Here is a 24,119-nt window from a genome sequence, read left to right on the forward strand (position 1 = left end):
ACGCGATCCCCTACAATTGCAGGCTTACCTCGCCATTCCGGCGACTGGGCAACACAGGACATCACAGACCATGGTCAAGATTCGACTGACCCGCGGTGGCGCCAAGAAGCGTCCCTTCTACCACATCATCGTTACCGACAGCCGCAGCGCGCGCGACGGCCGCAACATCGAGCGCCTGGGTTTCTACAACCCGGTTGCCGCCGGCGGCGAGAAGCGCGTGGAGCTCAACACCGAGCGCGTGAAGCACTGGGTCGGCACCGGCGCGCAGATGTCCGACAAGGTCGCCCTGTTGTACAAGGAAGCCTTGAAGTCCGCTGATGCCCCGGCCACTGCCGCGGCCTGATTTTCCGGCGGTGCGCCCGGCGTACTGCCAACCATGATGAACGACTCCGGGCACCGCATCCTCCTTGGCAGGGTGCTTGGTGCCCTTGGTCTGCGTGGTGAAGTCAGGATTGAATCCTGGACGGAGCCGCGCGACGCCATTTTCCGCTACCAGCCGTGGACCCTTCGCGACGCGCAGGGCAACGAGCGTGCCTGCAGCGGCGTGCGCGGCAGGGATACCGGCAAGCACGTCCTTGCCGTCTTCCCCGATGTCGCAGACCGCGATGCTGCGGAAGCGCTGACCGGGCTTGAGATCCACATTCCGCGCAGCGCACTGCCGCCGCCGGCGCCCGGCGAATACTACTGGGCCGACCTTGAAGGGCTGCAGGTCCGCACCGTCGACGGTGTGGAGCTGGGGCGCGTATCCCACCTTTTCGCCACCGGCGCCAATGACGTGCTCGTGGCGCGTGACGACGAGCGCGAACGGATGATTCCTTTCGTCCAGCCGCAATACGTCACTGCCATCGACTTGGAGCAGGGGCTGATTACGGTTGATTGGGACCCCGAGTTCTAGCGCCGGCATGCGCATCGATGTCATCAGCCTTTTCCCGGATTTCATTGCGCAGTGCGCCGCGTTTGGTGTGACCGGGCGTGCGGTCGAGCGCGGCTTGCTGTCGCTGCACGGCTGGAATCCGCGCGACCATGCGCAGGGAAACTATCGGCGCGTCGATGATCGGCCTTTTGGCGGCGGTCCGGGAATGGTGATGATGATCGATCCGCTGCGCTCGGCGTTGACTGCTGCACGCGCGGCCGATCCACGGCCGGTGCGGACCATCTACCTGAGTCCGCAGGGCGCGCCACTGACCCAGGCGAAGGCGCGCGAACTCGCAGGCCGTGAGCGGCTGCTGCTGTTGTGCGGTCGTTATGAGGGCATCGATGAGCGCCTGATTGCCGCCGAAGTCGACGAGGAGCTCTCCATCGGTGACTACGTGCTCTCCGGCGGCGAGCTGGCGGCCGCCGTCGTGGTCGATGCAGTGGCGCGACTGCAGGAAGGCGCGTTGAACGACGCCGATTCCGCGGTCCAGGACAGCTTCGAGGATGGTTTGCTGGACTGCCCGCATTACACCCGGCCGGTCTCGCACGAGCTGGGACCGGTGCCGGATGTGTTGATGTCGGGCAACCATGGCGATATCGCGCGCTGGCGCCGGCAACAGTCTCTGGTGAGGACGATGCAGCGGCGCCCCGACCTGTTTGACGAGGCCGCGCTTTCCAGGGCCGACCGGAAACTGCTGGAGCAGTGGCGCGCCACGCCAGCGGAACCCGATCCCGCGAGTTGAACCTTGGACTCCCGGTCGAGGCGCGTGGCTGCCAGCGCTGGCAATGGTGGCCGCATCTCCGCTACAATTCGCCGCTTAACACTTATAACGCCAGACGCGGGTCCACGTGCACTCGCGCTACAACTACTCCAACAGGCCGCACCCATGAAGAAGCCCTCGATCCATACGCTGCTGCAAGAATTCGAATCCGAGCAGGTCACCCGCGAACTGCCCGTGTTTGGCCCCGGCGACACCATCGTCGTCAACGTCAAGGTCAAGGAAGGCACCCGTGAGCGCGTGCAGGCCTATGAGGGCGTGGTCATCGCGATGAAGAACGCCGGTCTCAATTCCGCGTTCACCGTGCGCAAGATCTCCCACGGCTTCGGTGTGGAGCGCGTTTTCCAGAGTCACAGCGCGATCATCGAGTCGGTCGAAGTGAAGCGTCGCGGCAAGGTCCGTGCAGGCAAGCTGTACTACCTGCGTGGTCTGGAAGGTCGCAAGGCGCGCATCAAGGAAGACCTGGCCGGTGCGGCCAAGTTCAAGGCCGAGGCGAAAGCCGCTGCTGCCGCTGCTGCGGACGCCGCCAAGTAATCCATTTGGCGATGCTGCATCGGCTTCACCACAAGGCCGCCTCCGGGCGGCTTTTGTGTGTCTGCCCGGCCACAACCCTTCGCGACCAGTGCGGTTGCTGGAAGCCTCGGCGATGACCGGCCCCGACACGGTGGAGACCGTCCGCCTCGACCTGTGGTTGTGGGCGGCACGGTTCTTCAAGAACCGGACGCTGTCGCGCCAGGCAATCGAAACCGGCAAGGTCGAGGTCGATGGCCAGCGACCCAAGGTATCGCGCGCGATCCGCATCGGTGACGTCCTGCGGGTTACGCGCGGGGAGGAAGTCTTCGAGATCACGGTGTTGGCGCTCGCCCGCAAGCGCGGCTCTGCACCCGTGGCCCAGAGTCTGTATTGCGAGTCCGAGGAGTCACGAATCGCGCGCGATGAGGCCAGGGAGTTGCGTGCGGCTGCACGGGTCGGCTACGAGGCGCCCAGGACGAAACCCGACAAGCGCGCCCGGAGGCTGATCCGGGCGTTGGGTGATATCGACGCGCTGTAACAGCGCGGTCTAATACGCCAGCGCTTTTATCCGGTACAAGGCCTCAAGCGCCTGGCGCGGCGTCAACTCGTCCGGATCCAGCTGGGCCAGTGCGTCCAGCGCGGCCGAGGAAGGTGCGAACAGGCCGATCTGCTGGGGCTGGTCCAGGGCTGCGGCCGTCATCGATGGCTGTGGCGCATCCCGGCTCTGTTGCTCCAGCTCGGCCAGACGCCCGCGTGCCTGGCCGATCACCTCGCGCGGCAGGCCGGCGAGCGCCGCCACCTGCAAGCCGAAGCTGCGATTCGCCGGGCCGTCCTTGACCGCATGCATGAACACCAGAGTGTCGCCGTGCTCGCGATCGTGGTGCTCCACGGCGTCCAGGTGGACGTTGGCGATGCCGCTGCCGGGCTCGGCGAGGGCGGTCAATTCGAAATAGTGGGTGGCAAACAGGGTCCAGGCCCGGTTGTGGTGGGCCAGATGCCGCGCGCAGGCCTCGGCCAGCGCAAGACCGTCGTAGGTCGAGGTGCCGCGACCGATCTCGTCCATCAGCACCAGCGACTGGTCGGTGGCGTGATGGAGGATGTAGCTGGTCTCGCTCATCTCGACCATGAAGGTCGACTGCCCCTTGGCCAGATCATCGCCGGCCCCGATCCGGGTCAGGATGCGGTCGATGGGACCGATCACGGCGCGTGAGGCCGGCACGAAACTGCCGATGTGAGCCAGCAGCACGATCAGCGCGTTCTGGCGCATGTAGGTGCTCTTGCCGCCCATGTTGGGGCCGGTGATAACGAGCATGCGGCGATCATCGTGCATCACCAGATCGTTGGGCTCGAAGGGCTCGCTGCGCACCGCTTCCACGACCGGATGCCGGCCGCGTTCGATCAAGAGGCCTGGCTCGTTGCTGAGCTGCGGCCTGGACCAGTCCAGCGCTTGCGCACGCTCAGCCAGGCAGGCCAGAACGTCCAGCTCGGCCAGCGCGGCGGCGCATCGCTTCAACGGTTCCAGCTGCTCGCCCAGGGTGTCCAGCAGTTGCTCGTAGAGAAGGCGCTCGCGGGTCAGCGAACGCTCGCGGGCTGAGAGGACCTTGTCTTCGAAGGCCTTCAACTCCTCGGTGATGTAGCGCTCGGCGTTGGTCAGGGTCTGACGCCGCGTGTAATGGGTGGGCGCCTTGGCGGCGTGCGCCTTGCTCACCTCCAGATAGTAGCCATGCACGCGGTTGTAGCCGACCTTGAGGGTCGGGATGCCGCTGGCCTCTCGCTCGCGGCTTTCCAGGTCGATCAGGTACTGGTCGGCGGTGCTGGACAGGTTGCGCAGCTCATCCAGCTCGGCGTCGTAACCGCTGGCAAAGATACCGCCGTCGCGGGCGAGGACCGGCGGCTGGTCGACAAGCGCCGACGCGAGCAGGTGGGCGTGGTCCTGGTGCTCGCCAAGCTCGGCGGCGAGGCGATCCAGCAGCGGCGAATCCAGCGGCGCGAGGCCCTTCCTCACCTCCGGCAGCATCGCCAGGCCATCGCGCAGGGTGGACAGGTCGCGGGGACGGGCACTGCGCAGGGCGATCCGGGTCAGGATCCGCTCCAGATCGCCCAGCGCGCGGAAATGCGTGCGCAGTGTCTCTCCGGCCGCTGCGGACAGGGTTTCGACCGCATGGTGACGCCGGCGCAGGATCTCGTGATCGCGCAGCGGCCGATGCAACCAGCGCCGCAGCAGACGACCGCCCATCGGCGTGACCGAGGTGTCCAGCACCCCCAGCAAGGTGTGCTTGCTGTCGCCGTCCATGCGGGAGTCGAGCTCCAGATGGCGGCGTGTCGGGGCGTTCATCGCGATGGCGCCGTCGCCCGATTCCACGGCGATCGCGGTGAGGTGCGGCAGGCGCTGCTTCTGGGTTTCCTCCACGTAGCCGAGCAGGGCGGCCGCGGCGGCAATTGCCAGTGGCTTGTCCTCCAGCCCGAAGCTGGACAGATCGTGCAGGCCGAAAAACTTCAGCAATTGGCGGCGTCCGCTGTCAGCGTCGAACAGCCAAGGCGGCCGCGCGCGCACGCCGTTGCGCCCGCTGAGGAAAGACGGCCAGCCGTCCTCATCCGCGCAAAGCAGCTCTGCCGGTTCCAGACGGGCGAGCTCGGCCTCCAAGGCGTCCTCGCTGGCCACCTCGTTGACGAGGAACCGCCCACCGGCCAGGTCCGCCCACGCGATTCCATAACCGCTTTTGCCACGGGACACGGCCAGCAGCAGGGTGTCGCGGCGCTCGCTCAGCAGGGCCTCGTCAGTGACGGTGCCGGGAGTGACGATGCGCACCACCTTGCGCTCGACCAGGCCCTTGCTGGTGGCCGGATCGCCGATCTGCTCGCAGATCGCCACCGACTCGCCCAGGGCGACCAGACGCGCCAGATAGCCCTCGGCAGCGTGGTGCGGCACGCCGGCCATCGGGATCGGCTGACCGGCGGAATTGCCGCGCTGCGTCAGGGTGATGTCGAGCAGCCGCGCCGCCTTGCGCGCGTCGTCGTAGAACAGCTCGTAGAAGTCGCCCATGCGGAAGAACAGCAGCACGTCGGGATGCGCGGCCTTTTCCCGGAAGAACTGGCGCATCAACGGGGTGTGCTCCGCAGATGGCTCTTTCGGGAGGCTTTCCGTGGCTTGGGTCACTGGCAGGCTGCTCCGGGCGGATCGCGTCGTTGGGGATGGGGCGCCATTCTCACGCCTCGCGCGCTCCGTGGCCATCGCCTCGCCGCCAACAGCGCCATGGACTTATGATGCACCGGTGCCGGACACGGCCTCACTCGTTTTCAGGCGTGGCTCGCGCGCGACTTTGGGTTGATATCTCATGAAAATACTCGTCACCGGCACCGCTGGATTCATCGGCTCCCATCTCGCTATGCGCCTGCTCGAGCGCGGCGATGAGGTGGTCGGCTTCGACAACCTCAGCGACTACTACGACGTGACCCTGAAGCAGGCGCGTCTGGCGCGCTTCATGGACCACCCCGGCTACACACACATCCAGGCGGATCTCGCCGACCGCGAGGCGGTAGAGGGCGCATTTGCGACGCACAAGCCGCAACGCGTGGTGAATCTCGCCGCGCAGGCCGGCGTGCGCTATGCGGCGCAGAACCCGCATGTGTATGTCTCCAGCAACGTCACCGGCTTCCTGCATATCCTGGAAGGTTGCCGCCACCACGGTGTCGAGCATCTGGTGTTTGCTTCCACCAGCTCGGTGTACGGCGCCAACACCACGATGCCGTTCTCCGAGCACCAGTCCACCGAGCACCCATTGACCCTGTACGCGGCGACCAAGAAAGCCAACGAGATGATGGCGCACAGCTACGCGCACCTCTACGGGATTCCCAGCACCGGCCTGCGCTTTTTCACCGTGTACGGGCCGTGGGGCCGGCCGGACATGGCCTTGTTCCTGTTCACCAAGGCGATCCTCGCCGGCGACCCGATCAAGGTGTTCAACCACGGCCACCACAAGCGCAGCTTCACCTATGTTGATGACATCGTGGAGGGCGTCATCCGCAGCCTCGACCATCCGCCGGTGGCAAACCTCGAATGGAATGCCGCGGCTCCGGATCCGGCCACCAGCAACGCGCCGTACCGTCTGTTCAACATCGGCAACGAAAGCACCGTAGAACTGTTGCGTTATATCGAAGTGCTGGAGCAGTGCCTGGGCCGCAAGGCGCAGATGGAGCTGCTGCCGCTGCAGGCCGGCGACGTGCCCGATACCGAGGCCGATGTGTCCGAACTCATCAACGCGGTGGACTACCGGCCGCAGGTATCGGTGGAGACGGGTGTGGCGAATTTCGTCGACTGGTACCGCGGTTACTACAAGGTCTGAGCCGCGGATCTCCCGCGGTGCGACAGGGGGCCGCTAAAGTGGCGTCCCACCCGTTTTGATGCCGCCCATGTCCTTCGCCAGCAAATCGTCCGCCAAGTCCGCCGCCAAGGCGAAAATCGCCTACGTCTGCTCGGAATGCGGCTCCGACCACAATAAGTGGCAAGGGCAGTGCGCGGATTGCGGTGAGTGGAACACGCTGACCGAGTTCGTGATCGAATCGGCTGCAGCGCAGAAAAGCGCCGCACCCGCCCGCCGCAGCGGGTGGGCCGGCAAGGTCGATCCACCCAAGGTCACCGCGCTCAAGGACGTCAGCCACTCCGGCGAGTCCCGGGTATCGACCGGCATCGGTGAACTGGATCGCGTCCTGGGCGGGGGCATGGTGGCCGGTTCAGTGGTGCTGGTCGGCGGCGATCCGGGCATCGGCAAATCGACCCTGCTGTTGCAGGCGGTGTCGAAGATGGCTCAATCGCTGCCGGCGCTGTACGTGACGGGCGAGGAATCCCTGGCCCAGGTCGCGGCGCGCGGTGCGCGGCTTGGATTGTCGCTGGACGGCGTCAACGCGCTGGCCGAAACCGGGGTAGAACGGATCCTCGAGCAGGCGGTCGCGACCTCGCCGCGCCTGCTGGTCGCCGACTCCATCCAGACCCTGTGGACTGAATCGCTGACCGCCGCCCCCGGCTCGGTCAGCCAGGTCCGCGAAAGCGCCGCGCGGCTGGTGCGGTACGCCAAGGAAACCGGCACCGCGGTGTTTCTGGTCGGCCACGTGACCAAGGAAGGCGGGATCGCCGGACCGCGCGTGCTCGAACACATGGTGGACGCGGTGCTGTATTTCGAGGGCGAGTCGGGCAGCCGGTTCCGGGTCCTGAGGGCGTTCAAGAACCGCTTCGGCGCCGTCAACGAGCTGGGCGTGTTCGCGATGGGTGACAAGGGTTTGCGCGAGGTGTCCAACCCGTCGGCGATCTTCCTGTCCGGCAGTGTGGCCTCCCAGCCCGGCAGTTGCGTGATGGTGACCCGCGAAGGCACCCGGCCGTTGCTGGTGGAGGTGCAGGCGCTGGTGGATGCCTCGCCGTTGTCCAATCCGCGCCGGGTGGCAGTGGGCATGGAAGGCAACCGGCTGGCGATGCTGCTGGCGGTATTGCACCGTCACGCAGGAGTAGGGGTCGGCGACCAGGACGTGTTCGTGAACATCGTTGGCGGCATCCGCGTGCAGGAAACCGCGGCCGACCTGCCGGTCCTGCTGGCGGTGCTTTCCAGCCTCCGCGACCAGCCTCTTGCAGAGAAAACGATCGCCTTCGGTGAGGTCGGCCTGTCCGGCGAGATCCGACCGGTGCCCAACGGCGAGGACCGCCTGAAAGAGGCCGCCACCCACGGCTTCAAGCGCGCGATCGTGCCCAAGGGCAACGCGCCGCGCAGCGGCCGGATCGGGGCAATGGAGGTGATTGCCGTGGAGCGGCTGGCCGAGGCCGTCGAAGCGGCGGGCTGAAGCGAAAAACGTTCTTGTCCCATTCGAGGGGAAAGCGCCGCATCTGCGGGGCACCGGGAGCGAAAGCCGTTGGGTGCGAATGTCCCCCGGCACCGATGAAACCGGTGCCTCCTCCTTTACTTCGCCCCAACGGCTTTCGCTCCCGTTGATCCAGCACGCAGTGGCTCGAGAAAGGTAACCCCCGGCTGCTTGCTTTTTGCGTACTCCTGCGATCCGACAGCGCGACCTGCAGGTCTTCGGGGCGAAGTAAAGGAGGAGGCGTCCGCCGCAGGTGGAGGCCGGGGGACATTCGCCCGGAAGGCCTGCAGGTCCCGCCCCTAGGCACTGAACAAAAAACGGCCGGATTGCTCCGGCCGTTTCGGTGCACTGCGTAGCGTCTTGCTTACTTCAGGTTCTTGGCGACGAAATCCCAGTTCACCAGATTCCAGAAGGTTTCCACGTACTTCGGCCGCGCGTTGCGGTAGTCGATGTAGTACGCGTGCTCCCACACATCGCACGTCAGCAGCGGGGTGTCGCTGCCGGTCAGCGGCGTGTTGGCGTTGGAGGTGCTGACCAGCGCCAGTGAACCGTCGGTGCGCTGCACCAGCCAGCCCCAGCCGGAACCGAAGGTCTTGACCGCGGTATCGCTGAACTGCTCCTTGAACGTGGCGAAGTCGCCGAAGGACTTGTTGATCGCCTCGGCCAGTTTGCCGGTCGGCTCGCCGCCGCCGTTCGGGCTCAGGCAGTTCCAATAGAAGGTGTGGTTCCAGATTTGGGCGGCGTTGTTGAACATTCCGCCCTGAGACTTGCGGATGATCTCCTCAAGCGGCATGTCGGCAAACTCGGTGCCTTCGATCATCTTGTTGAGGTTGTCGACGTAGGACTTGTGGTGCTTGCCGTAGTGAAAGTCGATGGTCTCGCCGGAGATGTGCGGCTCCAGGGCAGTGCGATCGTAGGGAAGTGGTGGCAGTTCGATGGCCATTGGCAGGCTCCTTGCAGGGCTGGCGGGGGGAGACGACGGCACCGGTGGGGCCGTCGTCGTGATGAGGGATTACAATTGGTCATTCTATCCCCACCTCCGTTTCCGGGCCGTCAATGCCCGGAGGCACCATTGCAGGAGCCGCGCCCATGTCGGTGATGGAACAGATCCGGGCTGCCGTCGAAGGCCATGCGGTCGTACTCTTCATGAAGGGCACGCCACAATTTCCGATGTGCGAGTTCTCCAGTCGCGCCGTGAAGATCCTGCACGCGGCGGGCGGGGAGGCCATGTGCACCATCAATGTGCTGGAAGAGCCCGAAATCCGCGCCAACCTGCCGCGTTACTCGAACTGGCCGACGTTCCCGCAGTTGTTCATCCACGGCGAGTTGATTGGCGGCAGCGACATCACCGCCGAGCTGGCCGAGTCCGGTGAGCTGGCGCGGATGCTTTCCGAGGCATTGCCACAGTGAATGCTGTTGTGGACACGATTCCCGGTGACGCACTTGCCGGCCGCGTGGTACTTCTGACCGGCGCACACGGCGGCCTCGGCAATCAGGCCGCCATCGCCTGCGCCCGCGCGGGAGCACAGCTGATCCTGTCGGGACGCAAGGTGCCGCGGTTGAACCGCGTGTACGACGCGGTCGCCGCTGCTGGTCCGGAGCCCTTGTTGTATCCGCTGGATCTGGAAGGGGCATCCCCGGACGACTACGCCCAGATGGCGGAGCGCATCGGCGACGAGTTGGGCCGGCTGGATGGCGTGCTGCACTGTGCGGCAGATTTCGCCGGCCTGACCCCGCTGCTGCACACCGACCCGGCGGCCTTCGCGCGCGCCATCCACGTCAACCTGACCGCGCCGTGGTGGCTCAGCCAGGCCTGCCTGCCGCTGCTCTCCCAGGCGCCAGACGCCGCGCTCGTATTCGCGATGGATGATCCGGCGCGGGTGGGCAAGGCATTCTGGGGCGGTTATGGGGTGGCCCAGCACGGACTGACTGGTCTCGTGAGCATCCTGCACGCCGAGCTGGCGAGCACGACGGTGCGAGTGTCCGGCCTGCAGCCCGGGCCGATGCGCTCCGCGTTGCGGGCGAAGGCGTACGTGGAGGAGGACGTTCATCGCGCCGCCGATCCGCTCCGCTATGCGCCTGCCTGCGTAACCCTGCTGTCGAGTGCCGGAGCGGCGCATCGCGGCCAGGTGTGGGCACCGGCGGAATGATCTTCCGGCAATGACCATTACCGCCGCCGCCCTGCTGCTGTTCCTGATCCTGGACCCGCTGGGCAACATCCCGATCTTTCTGAGCATGCTGCGCACGCTTTCCCCGCAGCGGCAGCGCTATGTGCTGGCGCGTGAGCTGCTGATCGCGCTGGGTGTGTTGATGGTCTTCCTGTGGGGCGGCAAGTACGCCCTGGAGGTCATGCACCTGCGTCAGGATTCGGTCTCGATTGCCGGCGGTATCGTGCTGTTCCTGATCGGTATCCGAATGATCTTCCCGCCGCCGGAAGGGCTGATGGGGGAGCTGCCCGATGGAGAGCCATTCATTGTGCCGCTGGCGATCCCGCTGGTGGCCGGGCCTTCAGGCATGGCGGCGGTCCTGCTGCTGGGCAGCAACGAGCCCGGCCGCCTGATGGAATGGAGCCTCGCCCTGCTCATTGCCTGGGGTGCCACGGCCGCGATCCTGTTCTCGGCCACCTATCTGTACAAGCTGCTGGGCATGCGCGTGTTGACCGCTGTCGAGCGCCTGATGGGGATGCTGCTCGTCGCGATCTCGGTGCAGATGTTCCTCGACGGCCTGGTCGGATATCTGGGCATCGCGGTCTGACACCGCTTGAAATCCCGGCCGTTTGGTCATCCGCCGGTAATGCAAGCAACCTATTGTTTGCCCGTGTTAAACTCACGTTAACCGGCGAAGCAGTCGGTTTTTTACATCCCAGCGATCCGGAAATCATGCCAGCGCCCTGTCGCTGGACGTGCCCGTTACCCACGCCCGAGGCCCTTTTGCCATGACCCACCCCAGCCGCGTCCGGTTGTCCAAGCTCACTTTGGGACTGCTCGTCGTCCTCGCTTCCGCCCCCGTTTTCGCCCAGAGCACGTCCGCCGGCCTTGGTGGCCAGGTGGTCGGTGCGGATGGCCAGCCGGTCGCCGGTGCGGAAGTCACCATCGTCCATGCCGAGTCGGGTACGGTCAGTCGCGTCACCACCGACGCCAGCGGCCGCTACAACGCCCGTGGCCTGCGCGTGGGTGGCCCCTACACGGTCACGATCAACAAGGCAGGCGCCGGCAGCCGCTCGCAGGATGACATCTACCTGCCGCTGAACCAGGTCGCTACCGTCAACGCGCAGCTCAACAACGATGTGACCACCCTGGGCTCGGTCCAGGCAGTGGCGACCATGGGTGGCTCGGAAATCTTCAGCGCAGAGAAGATGGGCACCGGTACCAACGTCACCCGCGAGACGATCGAGGCGCTGCCCTCGGCCAACCGCAACATCCAGGACTACATCCGTCTGGATCCGCGCATCTCCCAGACCAGCAAGGCGGACGGTGCGATTTCCGCCGGCGGCCAGAACACCCGCTACAACGCCATCCGCATCGACGGCATCAGTGCGTCCGATCCGTTCGGCCTGGAGTCCAACAACCTGCCGACCGAGCGTCAGCCCGTCTCGATGGACGCGATCGAAGAGATCACCATCGACCTGGCCAACTACGACACCACCATCAGCGGCGGCACCGGTGCGGTGGTCAACGCGGTCACCAAGTCGGGTACCAACGAGTACCACGGCACGGTGTATTACACCTACCGCGACAAGGACATGGTCCGCACGCGCCTGGAAGGCGACCGTGCCGACTTCAATGGCTTCAACGACGAGCAGACCTACGGCATGACGTTTGGCGGCCCGATCGTGAAGGACAAGCTGTTCTTCTTTGCCAACTACGAGAAGTACGAGCGCTCGGCTCCCGGTGTTGCGCTGGCAAGCACCCCGTTCGGCTCCGGTGACATCACCGCCGCGGACATCACCACCGTGCAGAACGTGATGTCGGCCCAGGGCTACGACATCGGTGGCCTGTCCGCCCCCGACAGCAAGACCGAGATCGAGGAATACGCGGTCAAGCTGGACTGGAACATCAACGACAACCACCGCGCCGCCCTGCGTTACAACAAGATGGAGCAGGACGTGATGCGCTTCCCGGGCATCGGCACCGGCACCGTGTCGTTGAGCAACTACTGGTACTCCCAGCCGAAGATCTACGAGACCTGGATGGGTGAGGTGTTCTCCGACTGGAGCGAGAATTTCTCGACCGAGTTCAAGGTCTCGCACAAGGATTACTCGGCCAATCGCGTGCCCAACGTCAACCTGCCGCAGATCCGCATCAACGGATTTGGCGACAACAACGCCGCGTTGCTGTTCGGTACCGAGCAGAACACCCACGTCAACATCGTCGAGAGCAAGGAGCTGAGCGCGTTCGGTGCGGCCACCTGGTACGCCGGCGACCACACGGTCAAGTTCGGCTTTGACTACTCCGACAACGACCTGATGAACTTCTACGGTCGCAATCTCAACGGCGTGTACGAGTTCAACGATCTGGACGCGTTCCTTGTCGGTACGCCGTCGCGCTATCAGCTGCGCGCACCCCGTCCGGGCGGAAGCCGCGCCGACATCCCGGCCAGCTTCAACCTGAAAAACACCGGCGTGTTCCTGCAGGACACCTGGGCGATCAACTACAACCTGAACCTGATGGCGGGCGTCCGCGTCGACATGCCGTCCTTCAGCGACCAGCGCCTGTACAACCCGCGTATCGAAGCGCTGTACGGCTACAACAACACCAATCTGGTCGACAGCAACCTGGTGCAACCGCGCGTCGGCTTCAACTACACCTTCGACAGCGACCGTCCGACCCAGCTGCGCGGTGGTATCGGCCTGTTCGGCGGCGCGGCCCCGAACGTCTGGCTGGCGGGTGCCTACCAGAACACAGGCCTGAACTACGTGGAATACGACCTGCGCGGCGGCCAGGCACCGACGTTCGATCCGTCCCAGCCGCCGTCCACCGCCGGCCTCACTCCGGGCGCGGCGCGGCAGAACGTTGACCTGATCGAGCCGGGCACCAAGCTGCCGTCGGTCTGGAAGACCAATCTGGCGTTCGACCACGAGTTGCCGTGGCATGGCATCGTGGCGTCGGCCGAATTGCTGTTCACCAAGGTCAATGACGGCATCTACTTCGAGCGTCTTGACGTCATGAACCCGACCTTCACCGGGACCTTTGACGGGCGCGACAGCTACTGGAACGCAGCTGGCCGTGACCCGGCCAATGCGGGACGGTTCGGCATGGAAGCGGGCAGGATCGGTGGCCGCAACTGCAGCGCCAACGTGGTTGCCGCTGGCATGTGCCCGGAAGTGAAGGCCAATCGCCCCGGAGATATCGGCGACGTCCTCCTGCTGCGCAACACCAGCAAGGGCAGCAGCTCGCAGGCGACCTTCTCGCTGAGCAAGCCGATGACCGAGAACTGGGGCTGGTCGCTGGGTTACACCTTTACCCAGGCCAAGGAAGTCAGCCCGCTGACCAGTTCGCAGAACACCTCGAACTGGGGCAACACGCTGATCTACAACGCCAACGAGGACGTTGCCTACAACTCGCGCTACGCAATCAAGGACCGCGTGACGGGTACGCTTCAGTGGCAGCACAACTTCTTCGGTGACAACGCCACCCGCGTGGGCCTGTTCTACGAAGGCCGCTCGGGCCGTCCGTACAGCTACATCTTCTACAACGATGCCAACGGCGACGGTGCCAACACCAACGATCTGTTCTACGTTCCGGCTGGCCCGGGCGACGTGCAGTGGACCGGCGGCGCGGCGATGGAGCAGCAGTTCTTCGACTGGATGGCCAGCAACGCACCCGAGTTGCAGGGCCATCGTGGCAGCGTGGCTCCGGCCAATGGCTTCCGCGCAGGCTGGACCAACAGCTTCGACGTCCGCGTCAGCCAGGAGCTGCCCGGCTTCTTCAAGGGCCACAAGGCCGAGCTCGCTCTGGACGTGATGAACGTCGGCAACTTGCTCAACAAGGACTGGGGCCTGATCGAAGACTACGGCTTCTACTCGACCCGTCGCGTGGTCAACTACGCCGGTATCGACCCGGTGACCGGGAAGTACATCTACAACTTCTCCGGTTCCACCGACAACGCCCAGATCCAGGAAAACAACAACGACAAGGGCAACACCGCGGTGTCGCGCTGGTCGATGATGTTGAGCTTCAAGTACAAGTTCTGATTCCGGTCAGGACGTTGCACGACGGAAGCGGCCGGGGAAACCCGGCCGTTTTCATGTGTCTGCGTTAAAGTCGCCCGGTCAAGCGCACAACAAGAAGGAAACGTCCGCAAATGAGTCATCCCAGCAATGCCGTCCTGCCCACCGTCAACGCGCGAATCCATCCGCGCGGAGGGCTGGACATTCTTTCGCGCAAGGAAGTCGCGCGCCTGGCGGATGCATCCAGCGGCGGCATGCACGAGCTGTTGCGTCGGTGCGCGCTGGCGGTCATGACCAGCGGCAGCACCTCAGATGATCCGCGCGCCGCGCAGGAGCTGTACCCGAACTTCGACATCCAGGTCCATCAGCAGGATCGCGGTGTGCGCATCGACCTGCAGCACGCGCCGGCGATGGCGTTCGTGGATGGCGAGATCATCCACGGCGTTGCCGAACTGCTGGCTGCGGTGGTGCGGGATCTGGCGTACCGCTCAATCGAGCTGGGGCAGGACGGCGATCGCGACCTGCAGAGCAGCGAAGGCATCACCGACGCGGTGTTCGGCCTGCTGCGCAACGCCGAGGCACTGCTGCCCGCCGATCCCAATCTGGTCGTGTGCTGGGGCGGCCACTCGATCAACCGGGAGGAATACCTCTACACCAAGGAAGTCGGCTACGAGCTCGGTCTTCGTGGACTCGACATCTGCACGGGCTGCGGACCCGGCGCGATGAAGGGACCGATGAAGGGCGCCACGATCGCTCATGCCAAACAGCGCAAGCGCAACATGCGTTATATCGGGGTCACCGAGCCGGGGATCATCGCGGCCGAATCGCCGAACCCGATCGTGAACCACCTGGTCATCATGCCGGATATCGAGAAGCGCCTGGAGGCCTTCGTGCGCCTCGGCCACGGCATCGTGGTGTTTCCGGGCGGGGTCGGTACCGCCGAGGAAATCCTCTACCTGCTGGGCATCCTGCTGCGCGAGGAGAATGCGGACGTGCCGTTCCCGCTCGTATTCAGCGGGCCCACCAGCGCGGCACCTTACTTCGAACAGATAGACCGCTTCATTCGATTGACCCTGGGAGATGCGGCGACGCGGCGCTACCAGATCATCACCGGCGACCCCACCGCGGTCGCACGGCGCATGGCGAACGGCGTCCGCAAGGTCCGCGAGCATCGGCTGAATATGCGCGATTCGTTCTTCTTCAACTGGTCGCTCAATGTCCCGCTGGAGTTCCAGCAGCCGTTCATTCCGACCCACGAAGCCATGGCGTCGCTGGACCTTCACCATGGCCGCAAACCGTTCGAGCTGGCTGCCGACCTGCGCCGCGCGTTCTCGGGAATCGTCGCCGGCAACGTCAAGGAAGACGGCCTGCGCCGCATTGAGGAGCACGGACCGTTCGAGATTCACGGCGACCCGGAGATCATGGCCTCCCTCGACGCGCTGCTGCTGGCGTTTGTCGAGCAGCGGCGGATGAAGATCGCCGGTGACTACAAGCCCTGTTATCGCGTGGTTGCCTGACGATACGACCGTCGTCTATCGGGGGTAGGGCGGGCTTACTCCGCCCAGCCCTGCCGCACCCGCCGAAAGGCTGGTGCAGCCAGTGACTCCCGACAAGTTGCTCAGGGGGCTACAGGCAGCCGCACTGTGGCGATGAAGCGTCCATCCTCAACCTGCGTTTGTACGCTGCCGCGACCGTCCGTCATCGCCTCGATCCGGACCTGCGACGCATTCAGACCGACCTGATGGCCGGTTGACGAGGTGCCGCCCGGAGGGGGCAGCGGATTGCTGATCCGCACGATGACCCGTTCGGCGGTCGTCGTCACCCGCACGTCCACATCACCGTGGGCGAGCTGCTCTACGCCATGGCGCACTGCATTCTCCACCAGTGGCTGGATCGACAGCGCAGGCACCGTCACCGCCGGCAGCTCCCGCGGCAGGTGCCAGTGCACCGTGAGTCGATCGCCGAAGCGCAGGGCCTCGATTTCCAGATACCGACGCGCGAGTGAGAGCTCGTCTTCCAGTGGGATCTGCCGCGGACCACCCAGCGCAGCGCGAAACAGGTCCGCCAGGTCGAGCAGCAGGCGCTCCGCCTCCTCCGGCCGCTCATGCACCAGCGCCGCGCCCGTGTTGAGCGTGTTGAACAGGAAGTGGGGACGGATGCGGGCCTGGAGGGCCTGGAGTTCGGATTGTTTGGCGCGGACAGCATGCTGGCGTCCACGCCAGTGGTTCTGGAATACCGCCAGGCCGAGCAGGCCCACGGCCAAAACGATACCGGTCAGGCGCAGGACCAGGCCCGACCAGCCTCCGTCCGACGTTGGCCATACGTCGCGAGCCAGAAGCCACACCAGCCCGGCCACGAGCCAGGTGTTCAACAGCAGCAGAGCAACGGTCAGATACGCGAGTCGCTGGGGACGAGCTCCCCCCACCACGCGCCGCAGAAGATAGAGCGTGCCAATCGTGAGCAAGGCCACCCATTGGACTACCAGCGATGTTAATCCGAAATGGATCCAGCGCTCCCCGTCCACTCCGGGCGCGAGGGCCAAGACCAGTGCGAGGCACTCCCCAGCAAGCAAAACCCAGATGAGCGCCGGAGCCTGCCAGAGAGAATCCAATGGGCTCGAAGAGTCGTCAGGAAGCATCCAGAAGCCGGGCTAGAAGGAGCAGATGTATTGCATCATGCCTGTACAACGCCGGTGGGGCGCCCCCTTGCCGTTCATGCACGTAGAAATGCCTTCCATCGTCTAGTGATGGCAGTGTCGCGACCCTGACAATAGGGTGTGAGTCAAGCATATGCCCGGGGGATACGATGCAGCTTGTAGACAGTCGAGGGAGGGCGGCCATCCAAAGATCCAATGCCGGCCGTTCCAAGGGCTTCACCTTAATCGAACTGATGGTGACCATCGCCGTGGCCGCTATCTTACTGGCCATCGCCACGCCAAGCTTCACGTCGCTCATCAATAGCAGCCGTTTGACCAGCTCCGCGAACGAGATGGTCGCGACCTTGCAAACGGCGCGGATGGAGGCGGTACGCCGCAATACAAGGATAAACGTATGCGCAGGTTGCGACGGTAACGCAAACTCATTGGTCGCTTTCGTCGACGCCAACAGTAACGGTAATGTAGATGCAGGAGAGTCCATCCGCGTCGCGACGATTAACCGCGCAGTGCAGCTCAGCGGTGGCACCGACGTGGTGTTCTTCTCCACTGGTCTGGGTCGCGCCGCTTCTGCTCCCAATGGCGCGCTGCTGGAAACAGCTTTTCGGTTTTGCATCCCGACGACCCAGCCGGCAGAGAACGTGCGCGTGGTCAACATCGCTTCTGGTAGCAGAATTTCGACCGATCGCGCTAACGGGGGGGGTGCGTGCCCATGAGCTTGATATCCAGTTCTCGCAGACGCGCTGGCCGATCCGGTCCGCGCGCCGTTTACAAATGCCGTGCCGACAGTTCGGGAGTGGGGCTCATCGAGGTCTTGATCGCGATTCTCGTCATGGGCATCGGTCTGCTTGGCATTGCCGCGATGCAGGCGACAGCTCTTCGTAATAGCCAGAGTTCCCTTGAGCGTAGCCAAGCGGTGATTCATAGCTACGGGATCTTAGATGCGATGCGTGCCAACCTCCCTGTCGCTCGCGCTGGTGGTTATAACACCCCCGGTTTCGTGTGTGTTCCGCCGGCGACAGACACCACATTGGTGGCCGCCGACCACGCACGTTGGATCAAAGCGATAGAGGACAGCATGGGAGAGGACGCCTGTGGGCGCATTCAATGCCTTCCCATTGTAAACAGCGAGTCTCGAAGCTGCACCGTCACCGTACGCTGGAATGACGCGCGTGCCACAGAGGGATCTGACGAACAGCAGATACAGACGGTGAGCCGGCTATGAGGCAAAGAACAATTGAAAGCAGCAATCGAGCAGCGCGCGAGTCTGGTCTCAGTCTCATCGAGCTGATGATCTCGCTGGTTCTTGGCCTGATGGTCGTCGGTGCCGCAATTGGCATGTTCCTTTCAAACCACCAGACGTATAGGGCGACCGAAAGTCTCGCGCGGGTGCAGGAGAACGCGCGGGTCGCATTCGAACTTATGGCAAGGGAAGTCCGTGAAGCCGCAGGTAATCCCTGTGCTGCGAACCTTCCAATCGCCAACGTATTGAATAATCCCGGCGCGTCCTGGTGGTCCAATTGGGCGGCCGGTGTGATCGGTTACGACAACGGGGCCTTGTCGGGAACGGCCACGGGTACTGACGCGCTGGAGCTAATGTCAGCCACCTCCAGCGGCGTAACAATCACCGAAGTGCCCTCGGCAAACTCCGCAAACTTCAAGGTCAACACGGCCGATCACGGTTTTGAAGAGGGCGAGATCCTGATGGTGTGTGACTACAGCCAGGCTTCCATTTTTCAGGCCACCAATGTCAATTCCACCAATGTCACGATCGTGCATAACACAGGCGGGAGCGTCTCTCCCGGCAACTGCACGAAAGGACTGGGCCTGCCGGTCGTATGTACGGCAAACGGTACAGGAAAAATCTACGGTCCCAACTCCTTGGTGGTCAAACTGCACGCCGCACGGTGGTTTGTTGCCGACAACGGTCGCAACGGGCGGTCCCTCTACCGTCAACCAATGAACAAGGGAGCGCTCGGCGCGCGTGAGGAGGTTTCCGAGGGGATTTCCGACATGCAAATCCAGTACCTAGTGGCGGGCGCAGTGGATTATGTGGATGCGGCGCCGGGCATTGCGTGGCAGTCAGTCACCGCGGTAAGGATCACCTTGTCGCTTGAAGGTCGCGAGCGCGTCGGGACCGATGGTGGCGCGTTGGTGCGCGAGATATCCCATGTGGTCAACCTGCGGAATCGGACATCATGAATTACGCGAATCCACGGAGTACAGCTCCACGGGAGCGTGGCGCGGCGCTGATTGTGGTGCTTATCCTGTTGCTGATAACAACACTGCTTGGTCTTGCCAGCCTCCGCGGCGCGCTCATGGAGGAGCGCATGAGTGCGAACATGTTTGATCGCAGCGTCGGATTCCAAGCCGCGGAAGCGGCGTTGCGGGAGGCTGAGACGCGGCTCCTCCAGCCCGGGACCCGCGCCGCATTCCCGACCTTGGCGGATACCTGCAACGCGGGATTGTGCTCGACGCCCGTGCCGGCGGAGGGAAAGCTCGAGCGCGCTGACAACCCGGGTTTCAACGGCTGGACCAACGCGGCGCTGGTCAGCAACATGGCCGGCACGCCTCAGTATTTTGTCGAGTACATGGGGGAGGCACCGGGTTGGCCGCTCTGCGACCGTGAAATACCGCGACACCCGAGCTGCATGCGACCGCGCTATCGCATCACGGCCCGCAGCGTAGCCGACGGGCGCGCCAATGTCATTCTCCAGGCGAGTTTCGCCGGCTCATGAGCAGGACTCCCATGAAGACCAAACTGCAAAACACCCGACCGACCAAATGGAACGCCGGCCTGTCGGCTGCCCTCATCACCGTGCTGGCTCTTCCCGCTTCCGCGGCTGTCACCCTGCCATCCACGCCGCCAGGGTCAGGCAACACGATTCCGCCCAACATCCTGTTCATTCTGGATGACTCCGGGTCGATGGTATTTGAGGCGATGCCCGCCGATACCATCAGCGATTGGAAGGGACGTACATATGTACATAATTCCGTGTACTACAATCCAGCGACTACCTATCAGCCATGGATGGGAGCCGACTCCACCCGGCTTACAGGAGGGACCAGTTACAGCTCTGTGTATGCGGACCTGAGTCGTGCGGAAGGTGACACAATCGATCTCTCTGACTCTCGTTGCAAAGAGGTGGATCGTAATGGGTCGGAGCATAATGTCTGTGGCGGGATCCAGACATACTACGTTCCAAAAGATTTGACGCGTACTGATGCGGCATATCTTGATGCGCGAAGCAATTACTATCGATTTCAGATTCTTGCCAACGGACGGGTTGAGCGGACTGTGTATTCTGGAGGCAGCTGGATCAATCCGATCTTCATCACGCCGACTGGACGGGAGGAAGTAGCGGAACGGCAAAACTATGCCACCTGGTTTTCATATCACCGGTCGCGAATGAAGGCGGCAAAAGCAGGGGCGAGCGAAGCGTTCGCGGCGTTGGATGGTGAAAAATATCGCGTTGGATTCACTACGATTTGGGGTCCCGGATCGGGTTACAAGAATGCTGAGCTTTTAATTCCGGTTCAATCAGATAACGGGCTTTTCCGAGAGTTCAACCGCAAGGCCTGGTTCGATCGGCTTTTCGCAGCTCGTGGCAAAAACGGCACGCCTTTGCTGCCCGCGTTGCAGCGCGCGGGCAGGTATTTCAGTGAAACGGGTGACAGCGGTCCCTATGGCGGAATCAAGGACGCCTCCGGCAAGCAATTCCAGTGCAGGCAGAACTTTTCGATCCTCACAACCGACGGCTTCTGGAATTCCGGTAGTGCCAACGTGGGTGATGCAGACAATACGGCTGGCGTGGAGATATCGGCACCGGCAAATCCCGATGGGTCGCCCGGCAGGAAGTACACCTACCAGCCTGTCGCGCCCTACAAAGGTGCTGCCTCGACGACGTTGGCGGATGTCGCGATGCACTACTGGAAAACGGATCTCCGGAGCGATCTGCTCAATATAGTTCCGACGTCGACGCTGAACCCTGCGTTCTGGCAACACATGGTCACTTTCGGTATTTCAATTGGCCTCTCTGGCACGGTTGACCAGACCTCGGTTGCCGAGGTTCTGGAGAAGGGCGGTGTAAGCGTCAATGGCGTCGATCTCGGTGATTGGCCTGACCCGACAAATAAGGAAGACAGGGAACGAATTGACGACCTGCTTCATGCAGCGGTAAACGGGCACGGAGAGTTCGTTGCGGCCACCGACCCGACCGCGTTTGCCAAAGCGCTAGAGAAGGCGCTTGCCACCATTGGTGAGCGGGTGGGGTCGCGTTCAAATGTGTCGGCGAGCAGCACCTCGATTAGCACCGAGACCAAGCTGTTCCAGGCGAAATATCTCAGTGAAAGCTGGAGCGGCGACATTATTGCTTATCCGGTCACTGCGACCGGAGTGAACGAAGCCAGCCCTGTATGGAAGGCCTCGGAGAAGTTTCCTGCGTGGGAGTCACGAAAGATATTTACGACCGACGCAGCTGGGACCCGCGGTGCCTTTCCCACGGCGAATCAGAGTGCCGTCCTGGGAGGGAGCCCGGGCGGCTTCAGCATCGCCGACTACATACGCGGCAACAGATTGGGGGAGGAGTCAAAGGGCGGGGATTTGCGGAACCGAGCCCATCCCCTGGGGGACATAATCCACAGCTCACCGTTTTACTCCAAGGATACCGACAGGATTTTCGTGGGTAGCAACAACGGCATGATGCATGCCTTCGACGCGGGATCCGGAGTGGAGGCGTTCGCGTACATCCCTCGGGGCATTCAGATGGCTCAGCTGAAGGAGTTGAGTGGCCGCAGCTATTCACATCGCTATTTCGTCGACGGACCTATCACCGTGTCGGACAGGGCGATGACCCGCACCACGGCGCATCCCAACGGGCGGAACATTCTTGCGGGTACCTTGGGCCATGGCGGCAAGGGCGTTTTTGCGCTTGATGTGACCACCCCCGAGGCGTTCAACGCAGGAAGCATCAAATTCGATATCTCAGGTGACGCCGACATGGGTCTGGTGATGGGCGAGCCGATCGTGGCAAAGCTCAACGACGGAAGCGTCAGCGTTATTTTCGGGAATGGACTCAACAGTAGCAATGACCGCGCGGTTCTGTGGGTCGTCAATGTTGATACCGGCAATGTCACGAAGCTACAGACGAACAGTTCAACGTCCAACGGACTTTCAGGGCCTCGTGGCTGGGACTCCGACGGAGACGGAATCCTCGACTTGGTGTACGCCGGCGATCAACAGGGAAATTTGTGGAAGTTCAACTTGGAAGATAAATCGGCTTCCAAGTGGGGCGTTGACGGCGGGAACAATGTCAACAACTCGAACTCCAAAAATTACGATCCCCTGTTCGTCGCCACCGATGCGGCGGGTAACCGTCAGCCGATCAGCGGCGCAGTGTCCCTTGGCATCGATCCTGTCAACTACATGCGGTGGGTTTTCTTCGGTACCGGTCGCCTGCTTACCAACCAGGATCTGGCTAGCACTTCGGTCCAGAGCATGTACGGGATCGTTGACGGTGACGCCATCGGAACGCGTGCCGACAATGACGCTGCCAACGGGTTGCTCGTGCAGCGCAAGATAGCGGAAAGTGGGTCTATAGCAGGCAAGGCTGTGCGCGCGTTCGAGTCTTCCAGTGTGATGATGCCGGCAGGCAAGCGCGGCTGGTTTGTAGACCTTCTGACGCCTCCGAACGGGCTCAGGGAGGGCGAGCGAATCATCGGTGACGCCCAGGTTGTCGGCGGGGTGTTCATCACTTCGAGCATTATTCCGAGCAGTGACCCGTGCACGCCGGGGGGGCGCGGTTACATCAATGCAATCAACGCCTTTACCGGCGGTAGCGTGGGTGAGCACTTCTTCGATGTCGACGGCGACGGGGTGTACAGCGATGACGAACTCAACGGTAAGCCGGTCGGTTCAATCGACCTCGGAGTGGGAATGAATACCGACAGCATCCTGATCGACAAGCTGCTCAGCGCGGGTGGATCAAGTGGCGGCACCGGATCAGTGGGCATCAACCCGAGCTCGGCTTCCGGGCGTGTGTCCTGGCGTGAGGTTCTGCGGAAATGACGGCTATGCGTGGAGATGTCCGATCGCCGGCGCACCGCCTTTCAGCGGGTTTCACCCTGATCGAGCTGATGATCGTTGTGGCGATCATAGCGATTCTCGCGGGAATCGCTTACGCCAGTTACGACTTCGCCGTCGTCAAGAGCAGAAGGAACACTGCAGCCGGGTGTGCGCTGGAGGGCGCACAGTTCATGGAGCGCTACTACACCACCAACCTCACCTACGTCGACGCCGCGCTGCCTGCCAATGACTGTCAGCAGGAGCTGCAGGGTCACTATGTCGTTGCCTTGGCCGCGTCGGCCGCGCGCACCTACAGGATCACCGCGACTCCCCAGAACCGGCAAGCCGTGAAGGACACCAAGTGTGGGACGCTGTCGTTGGATCAGACAGGCGCGAGGGGCATCAGCGGATCGGCCGGGTCTGCATCGGATTGTTGGTGAAATTGTCGATGTGGGCTTGACCTTGGGGACAGGCCGTCTACAATGCGCATCCCCGCCCGAATAGCTCAGCTGGTTAGAGCACTTGACTGTTAATCAGGGGGTCGCTGGTTCGAGTCCAGCTTCGGGCGCCAAGATTTGAGAAGAGACCCGCATTGATGCGGGTCTTTTTTTTCAGCTCAGGGAGCATGCGGGCAGGATTTCAGGGAGGCATAGCGCTCTGTACGCGGCCGTCCAGCGTTGTTGACGATCACCTGGCCCAGCATTCGGGACTTTTCCGGCGAGCAAAGTCGGATGCTAAGGTTGCTGCCGTACGCCCAGCCGTCCGCGGTAAACCGAACCCGGATCCGACCCGCGGTGCTCTGAAGGGTCAGCTCGTCGCCGATGGCGCCCACACGGTCAAGGATCTCCGCGGCACTGCGCGGATGATCCTCACGGTGCGGGTCGGAAAACACAATCCAACCGTCTTGCCACACCGCATCATTGCGACACCTATGTCCGTCGCTGCTGGGGCAAACGCTGACGTACGAGTGGTTTTTAACCGCTGTTGTCCGCGCTAACGTCAGCGAGGCCGTGAGAACGTGGAACGTGGTGTCCGCGCGCATCCGTCGCTGCAGGTTCTTAAACGAAGGCACCCCAACCCCCAGCAACACCCCCATCACGGCGATAGCCACCAGCAACTCCAGCAACGTCAACCCCCGGGCATCCTGCCTCATCGCCATCAGTCCTTTTGATCCGATTGCGG

General features: G+C 63.3%; 22 protein-coding genes, 1 tRNA gene and 1 pseudogene. 20 read left to right on the forward strand and 4 right to left on the reverse strand.

Going from position 1 to position 24,119, the window contains the following annotated elements; genetic code table 11:
• The first annotated feature begins 70 nt into the window (after positions 1–70).
• From rpsP to KZ491_RS01280, 5 genes are all read left to right on the forward strand, one after another.
• On the forward strand, positions 71–343 hold the full coding sequence (rpsP, locus tag KZ491_RS01260; protein WP_222564067.1) for a 30S ribosomal protein S16: 273 nt from the start codon (positions 71–73) through the stop codon (positions 341–343).
• A gap of 36 nt (positions 344–379) precedes the next feature.
• Positions 380–895: a ribosome maturation factor RimM gene (gene rimM / locus KZ491_RS01265; RefSeq protein ID WP_222564684.1), complete on the forward strand. Its 516-nt coding sequence runs from the start codon at positions 380–382 to the stop codon at positions 893–895.
• Positions 896–902: 7 nt separating this feature from the next.
• Positions 903–1,658 carry a tRNA (guanosine(37)-N1)-methyltransferase TrmD gene (gene trmD / locus KZ491_RS01270; protein WP_222564068.1) on the forward strand — a complete coding sequence of 252 codons (756 nt, stop codon included), beginning with the start codon at positions 903–905 and terminating at the stop codon, positions 1,656–1,658.
• A gap of 144 nt (positions 1,659–1,802) precedes the next feature.
• Positions 1,803–2,228 carry a 50S ribosomal protein L19 gene (gene rplS / locus KZ491_RS01275; protein WP_222564069.1) on the forward strand — a complete coding sequence of 142 codons (426 nt, stop codon included), beginning with the start codon at positions 1,803–1,805 and terminating at the stop codon, positions 2,226–2,228.
• Positions 2,229–2,340: 112 nt separating this feature from the next.
• On the forward strand, positions 2,341–2,745 hold the full coding sequence (locus KZ491_RS01280; protein ID WP_222564070.1) for an RNA-binding S4 domain-containing protein: 405 nt from the start codon (positions 2,341–2,343) through the stop codon (positions 2,743–2,745).
• A gap of 9 nt (positions 2,746–2,754) precedes the next feature.
• Here KZ491_RS01280 and mutS read toward each other — a convergent pair whose 3' ends face one another.
• Complete coding sequence (gene mutS, locus KZ491_RS01285; protein ID WP_246606452.1) at positions 2,755–5,307, reverse strand: DNA mismatch repair protein MutS; 2,553 nt, start codon at positions 5,305–5,307, stop codon at positions 2,755–2,757.
• 235 nt (positions 5,308–5,542) lie between these two features.
• Here mutS and KZ491_RS01290 point away from each other — a divergent pair, with 235 nt between their 5' ends.
• Both KZ491_RS01290 and radA read left to right on the forward strand, forming a co-directional pair.
• Positions 5,543–6,550 (forward strand): NAD-dependent epimerase, encoded by a 1,008-nt coding sequence (locus KZ491_RS01290; protein ID WP_222564072.1) that lies wholly within the window; start codon positions 5,543–5,545, stop codon positions 6,548–6,550.
• A 67-nt stretch (positions 6,551–6,617) separates the two neighbouring features.
• A complete protein-coding gene (radA, locus tag KZ491_RS01295; RefSeq protein WP_222564073.1) occupies positions 6,618–8,033 on the forward strand; it encodes a DNA repair protein RadA in 1,416 nt (471 codons plus the stop codon).
• A 382-nt stretch (positions 8,034–8,415) separates the two neighbouring features.
• Here the strand turns inward: radA and sodB are convergent, their stop codons facing one another.
• Positions 8,416–8,994: a superoxide dismutase [Fe] gene (gene sodB, locus KZ491_RS01300; protein WP_222564074.1), complete on the reverse strand. Its 579-nt coding sequence runs from the start codon at positions 8,992–8,994 to the stop codon at positions 8,416–8,418.
• Positions 8,995–9,140: 146 nt separating this feature from the next.
• Between sodB and grxD the strand changes: the two genes are divergently transcribed.
• The 5 genes from grxD to ppnN all read left to right on the forward strand — a co-directional run bounded on the left by grxD (position 9,141) and on the right by ppnN (position 15,737).
• Complete coding sequence (gene grxD / locus KZ491_RS01305; RefSeq protein WP_222564075.1) at positions 9,141–9,461, forward strand: Grx4 family monothiol glutaredoxin; 321 nt, start codon at positions 9,141–9,143, stop codon at positions 9,459–9,461.
• A complete protein-coding gene (locus KZ491_RS01310) occupies positions 9,458–10,201 on the forward strand; it encodes an SDR family NAD(P)-dependent oxidoreductase (protein ID WP_343225506.1) in 744 nt (247 codons plus the stop codon). Before grxD ends, KZ491_RS01310 begins: the two co-directional genes overlap by 4 nt.
• 10 nt (positions 10,202–10,211) lie before the next feature.
• A complete protein-coding gene (locus KZ491_RS01315; RefSeq protein WP_222564076.1) occupies positions 10,212–10,805 on the forward strand; it encodes a MarC family protein in 594 nt (197 codons plus the stop codon).
• A gap of 181 nt (positions 10,806–10,986) precedes the next feature.
• Positions 10,987–14,244: a TonB-dependent receptor gene (locus KZ491_RS01320; RefSeq protein WP_222564077.1), complete on the forward strand. Its 3,258-nt coding sequence runs from the start codon at positions 10,987–10,989 to the stop codon at positions 14,242–14,244.
• Between the two features lie 110 nt (positions 14,245–14,354).
• Positions 14,355–15,737, forward strand: a complete 1,383-nt coding sequence (gene ppnN, locus KZ491_RS01325; RefSeq protein ID WP_222564078.1) for a nucleotide 5'-monophosphate nucleosidase PpnN — start codon at positions 14,355–14,357, stop codon at positions 15,735–15,737.
• A gap of 101 nt (positions 15,738–15,838) precedes the next feature.
• On the opposite strand, the gene KZ491_RS01330 is transcribed toward ppnN, so the two are convergent.
• Positions 15,839–16,858: a sensor histidine kinase gene (locus KZ491_RS01330; protein WP_222564079.1), complete on the reverse strand. Its 1,020-nt coding sequence runs from the start codon at positions 16,856–16,858 to the stop codon at positions 15,839–15,841.
• 167 nt (positions 16,859–17,025) lie between these two features.
• On the opposite strand from KZ491_RS01330, the gene KZ491_RS01335 reads away from it, so the two are divergent.
• The 8 genes and pseudogenes from KZ491_RS01335 (at position 17,026) to KZ491_RS01365 (ending at position 23,508) form a co-directional block, all read left to right on the forward strand.
• Positions 17,026–17,589: a GspH/FimT family pseudopilin gene (locus KZ491_RS01335; RefSeq protein WP_222564080.1), complete on the forward strand. Its 564-nt coding sequence runs from the start codon at positions 17,026–17,028 to the stop codon at positions 17,587–17,589.
• A gap of 5 nt (positions 17,590–17,594) precedes the next feature.
• Complete coding sequence (pilV, locus tag KZ491_RS01340) at positions 17,595–18,098, forward strand: type IV pilus modification protein PilV (protein WP_425493083.1); 504 nt, start codon at positions 17,595–17,597, stop codon at positions 18,096–18,098.
• On the forward strand, positions 18,095–19,075 hold the full coding sequence (locus tag KZ491_RS01345; protein WP_222564082.1) for a PilW family protein: 981 nt from the start codon (positions 18,095–18,097) through the stop codon (positions 19,073–19,075). Before pilV ends, KZ491_RS01345 begins: the two co-directional genes overlap by 4 nt.
• Positions 19,072–19,203, forward strand: a pseudogene (locus KZ491_RS12905) (PilX N-terminal domain-containing pilus assembly protein); the annotation flags it as partial. The gene KZ491_RS01345 and the pseudogene KZ491_RS12905, both read left to right, overlap by 4 nt.
• Positions 19,204–19,611, forward strand: coding sequence for a pilus assembly PilX family protein (locus KZ491_RS01350; RefSeq protein ID WP_246606579.1), 408 nt, complete (start codon positions 19,204–19,206; stop codon positions 19,609–19,611).
• Between the two features lie 11 nt (positions 19,612–19,622).
• Positions 19,623–22,940, forward strand: coding sequence for a pilus assembly protein (locus tag KZ491_RS01355; protein WP_222564084.1), 3,318 nt, complete (start codon positions 19,623–19,625; stop codon positions 22,938–22,940).
• Positions 22,937–23,377: a type IV pilin protein gene (locus tag KZ491_RS01360; protein WP_281421625.1), complete on the forward strand. Its 441-nt coding sequence runs from the start codon at positions 22,937–22,939 to the stop codon at positions 23,375–23,377. The genes KZ491_RS01355 and KZ491_RS01360 overlap by 4 nt, the downstream gene beginning before the upstream one ends.
• Before the next feature lie 54 nt (positions 23,378–23,431).
• Positions 23,432–23,508 (forward strand) — tRNA-Asn (locus KZ491_RS01365).
• Positions 23,509–23,553: 45 nt separating this feature from the next.
• Here KZ491_RS01365 and KZ491_RS01370 read toward each other — a convergent pair.
• Positions 23,554–24,090, reverse strand: a complete 537-nt coding sequence (locus KZ491_RS01370; RefSeq protein ID WP_222564085.1) for a GspH/FimT family pseudopilin — start codon at positions 24,088–24,090, stop codon at positions 23,554–23,556.
• Positions 24,091–24,119 lie beyond the last annotated feature (29 nt).

This window comes from Novilysobacter antarcticus (assembly GCF_019802285.1).
Classification (GTDB): Bacteria; Pseudomonadota; Gammaproteobacteria; order Xanthomonadales; family Xanthomonadaceae; genus Novilysobacter; species Novilysobacter antarcticus.

What these genes read in the sequence shown, in the direction of transcription:
- radA (WP_222564073.1), top strand. Translation starts at nt 6,618, where the DNA reads ATGTCCTTCGCCAGCAAATCGTCCGCCAAGTCCGCCGCCAAGGCGAAA.
- rimM (WP_222564684.1), top strand. Translation starts at nt 380, where the DNA reads ATGAACGACTCCGGGCACCGCATCCTCCTTGGCAGGGTGCTTGGTGCC.
- rplS (WP_222564069.1), top strand. Translation starts at nt 1,803, where the DNA reads ATGAAGAAGCCCTCGATCCATACGCTGCTGCAAGAATTCGAATCCGAG.
- KZ491_RS01330 (WP_222564079.1), bottom strand. Translation starts at nt 16,858, where the DNA reads ATGCTTCCTGACGACTCTTCGAGCCCATTGGATTCTCTCTGGCAGGCT.
- KZ491_RS01280 (WP_222564070.1), top strand. Translation starts at nt 2,341, where the DNA reads ATGACCGGCCCCGACACGGTGGAGACCGTCCGCCTCGACCTGTGGTTG.
- mutS (WP_246606452.1), bottom strand. Translation starts at nt 5,307, where the DNA reads ATGCGCCAGTTCTTCCGGGAAAAGGCCGCGCATCCCGACGTGCTGCTG.
- grxD (WP_222564075.1), top strand. Translation starts at nt 9,141, where the DNA reads ATGTCGGTGATGGAACAGATCCGGGCTGCCGTCGAAGGCCATGCGGTC.
- KZ491_RS01315 (WP_222564076.1), top strand. Translation starts at nt 10,212, where the DNA reads ATGACCATTACCGCCGCCGCCCTGCTGCTGTTCCTGATCCTGGACCCG.
- trmD (WP_222564068.1), top strand. Translation starts at nt 903, where the DNA reads ATGCGCATCGATGTCATCAGCCTTTTCCCGGATTTCATTGCGCAGTGC.
- KZ491_RS01360 (WP_281421625.1), top strand. Translation starts at nt 22,937, where the DNA reads ATGACGGCTATGCGTGGAGATGTCCGATCGCCGGCGCACCGCCTTTCA.
- KZ491_RS01320 (WP_222564077.1), top strand. Translation starts at nt 10,987, where the DNA reads ATGACCCACCCCAGCCGCGTCCGGTTGTCCAAGCTCACTTTGGGACTG.
- ppnN (WP_222564078.1), top strand. Translation starts at nt 14,355, where the DNA reads ATGAGTCATCCCAGCAATGCCGTCCTGCCCACCGTCAACGCGCGAATC.
- KZ491_RS01370 (WP_222564085.1), bottom strand. Translation starts at nt 24,090, where the DNA reads ATGAGGCAGGATGCCCGGGGGTTGACGTTGCTGGAGTTGCTGGTGGCT.
- KZ491_RS01335 (WP_222564080.1), top strand. Translation starts at nt 17,026, where the DNA reads ATGCAGCTTGTAGACAGTCGAGGGAGGGCGGCCATCCAAAGATCCAAT.
- rpsP (WP_222564067.1), top strand. Translation starts at nt 71, where the DNA reads ATGGTCAAGATTCGACTGACCCGCGGTGGCGCCAAGAAGCGTCCCTTC.
- KZ491_RS01290 (WP_222564072.1), top strand. Translation starts at nt 5,543, where the DNA reads ATGAAAATACTCGTCACCGGCACCGCTGGATTCATCGGCTCCCATCTC.
- KZ491_RS01345 (WP_222564082.1), top strand. Translation starts at nt 18,095, where the DNA reads ATGAGGCAAAGAACAATTGAAAGCAGCAATCGAGCAGCGCGCGAGTCT.
- KZ491_RS01350 (WP_246606579.1), top strand. Translation starts at nt 19,204, where the DNA reads ATGAGTGCGAACATGTTTGATCGCAGCGTCGGATTCCAAGCCGCGGAA.
- KZ491_RS01355 (WP_222564084.1), top strand. Translation starts at nt 19,623, where the DNA reads ATGAAGACCAAACTGCAAAACACCCGACCGACCAAATGGAACGCCGGC.
- sodB (WP_222564074.1), bottom strand. Translation starts at nt 8,994, where the DNA reads ATGGCCATCGAACTGCCACCACTTCCCTACGATCGCACTGCCCTGGAG.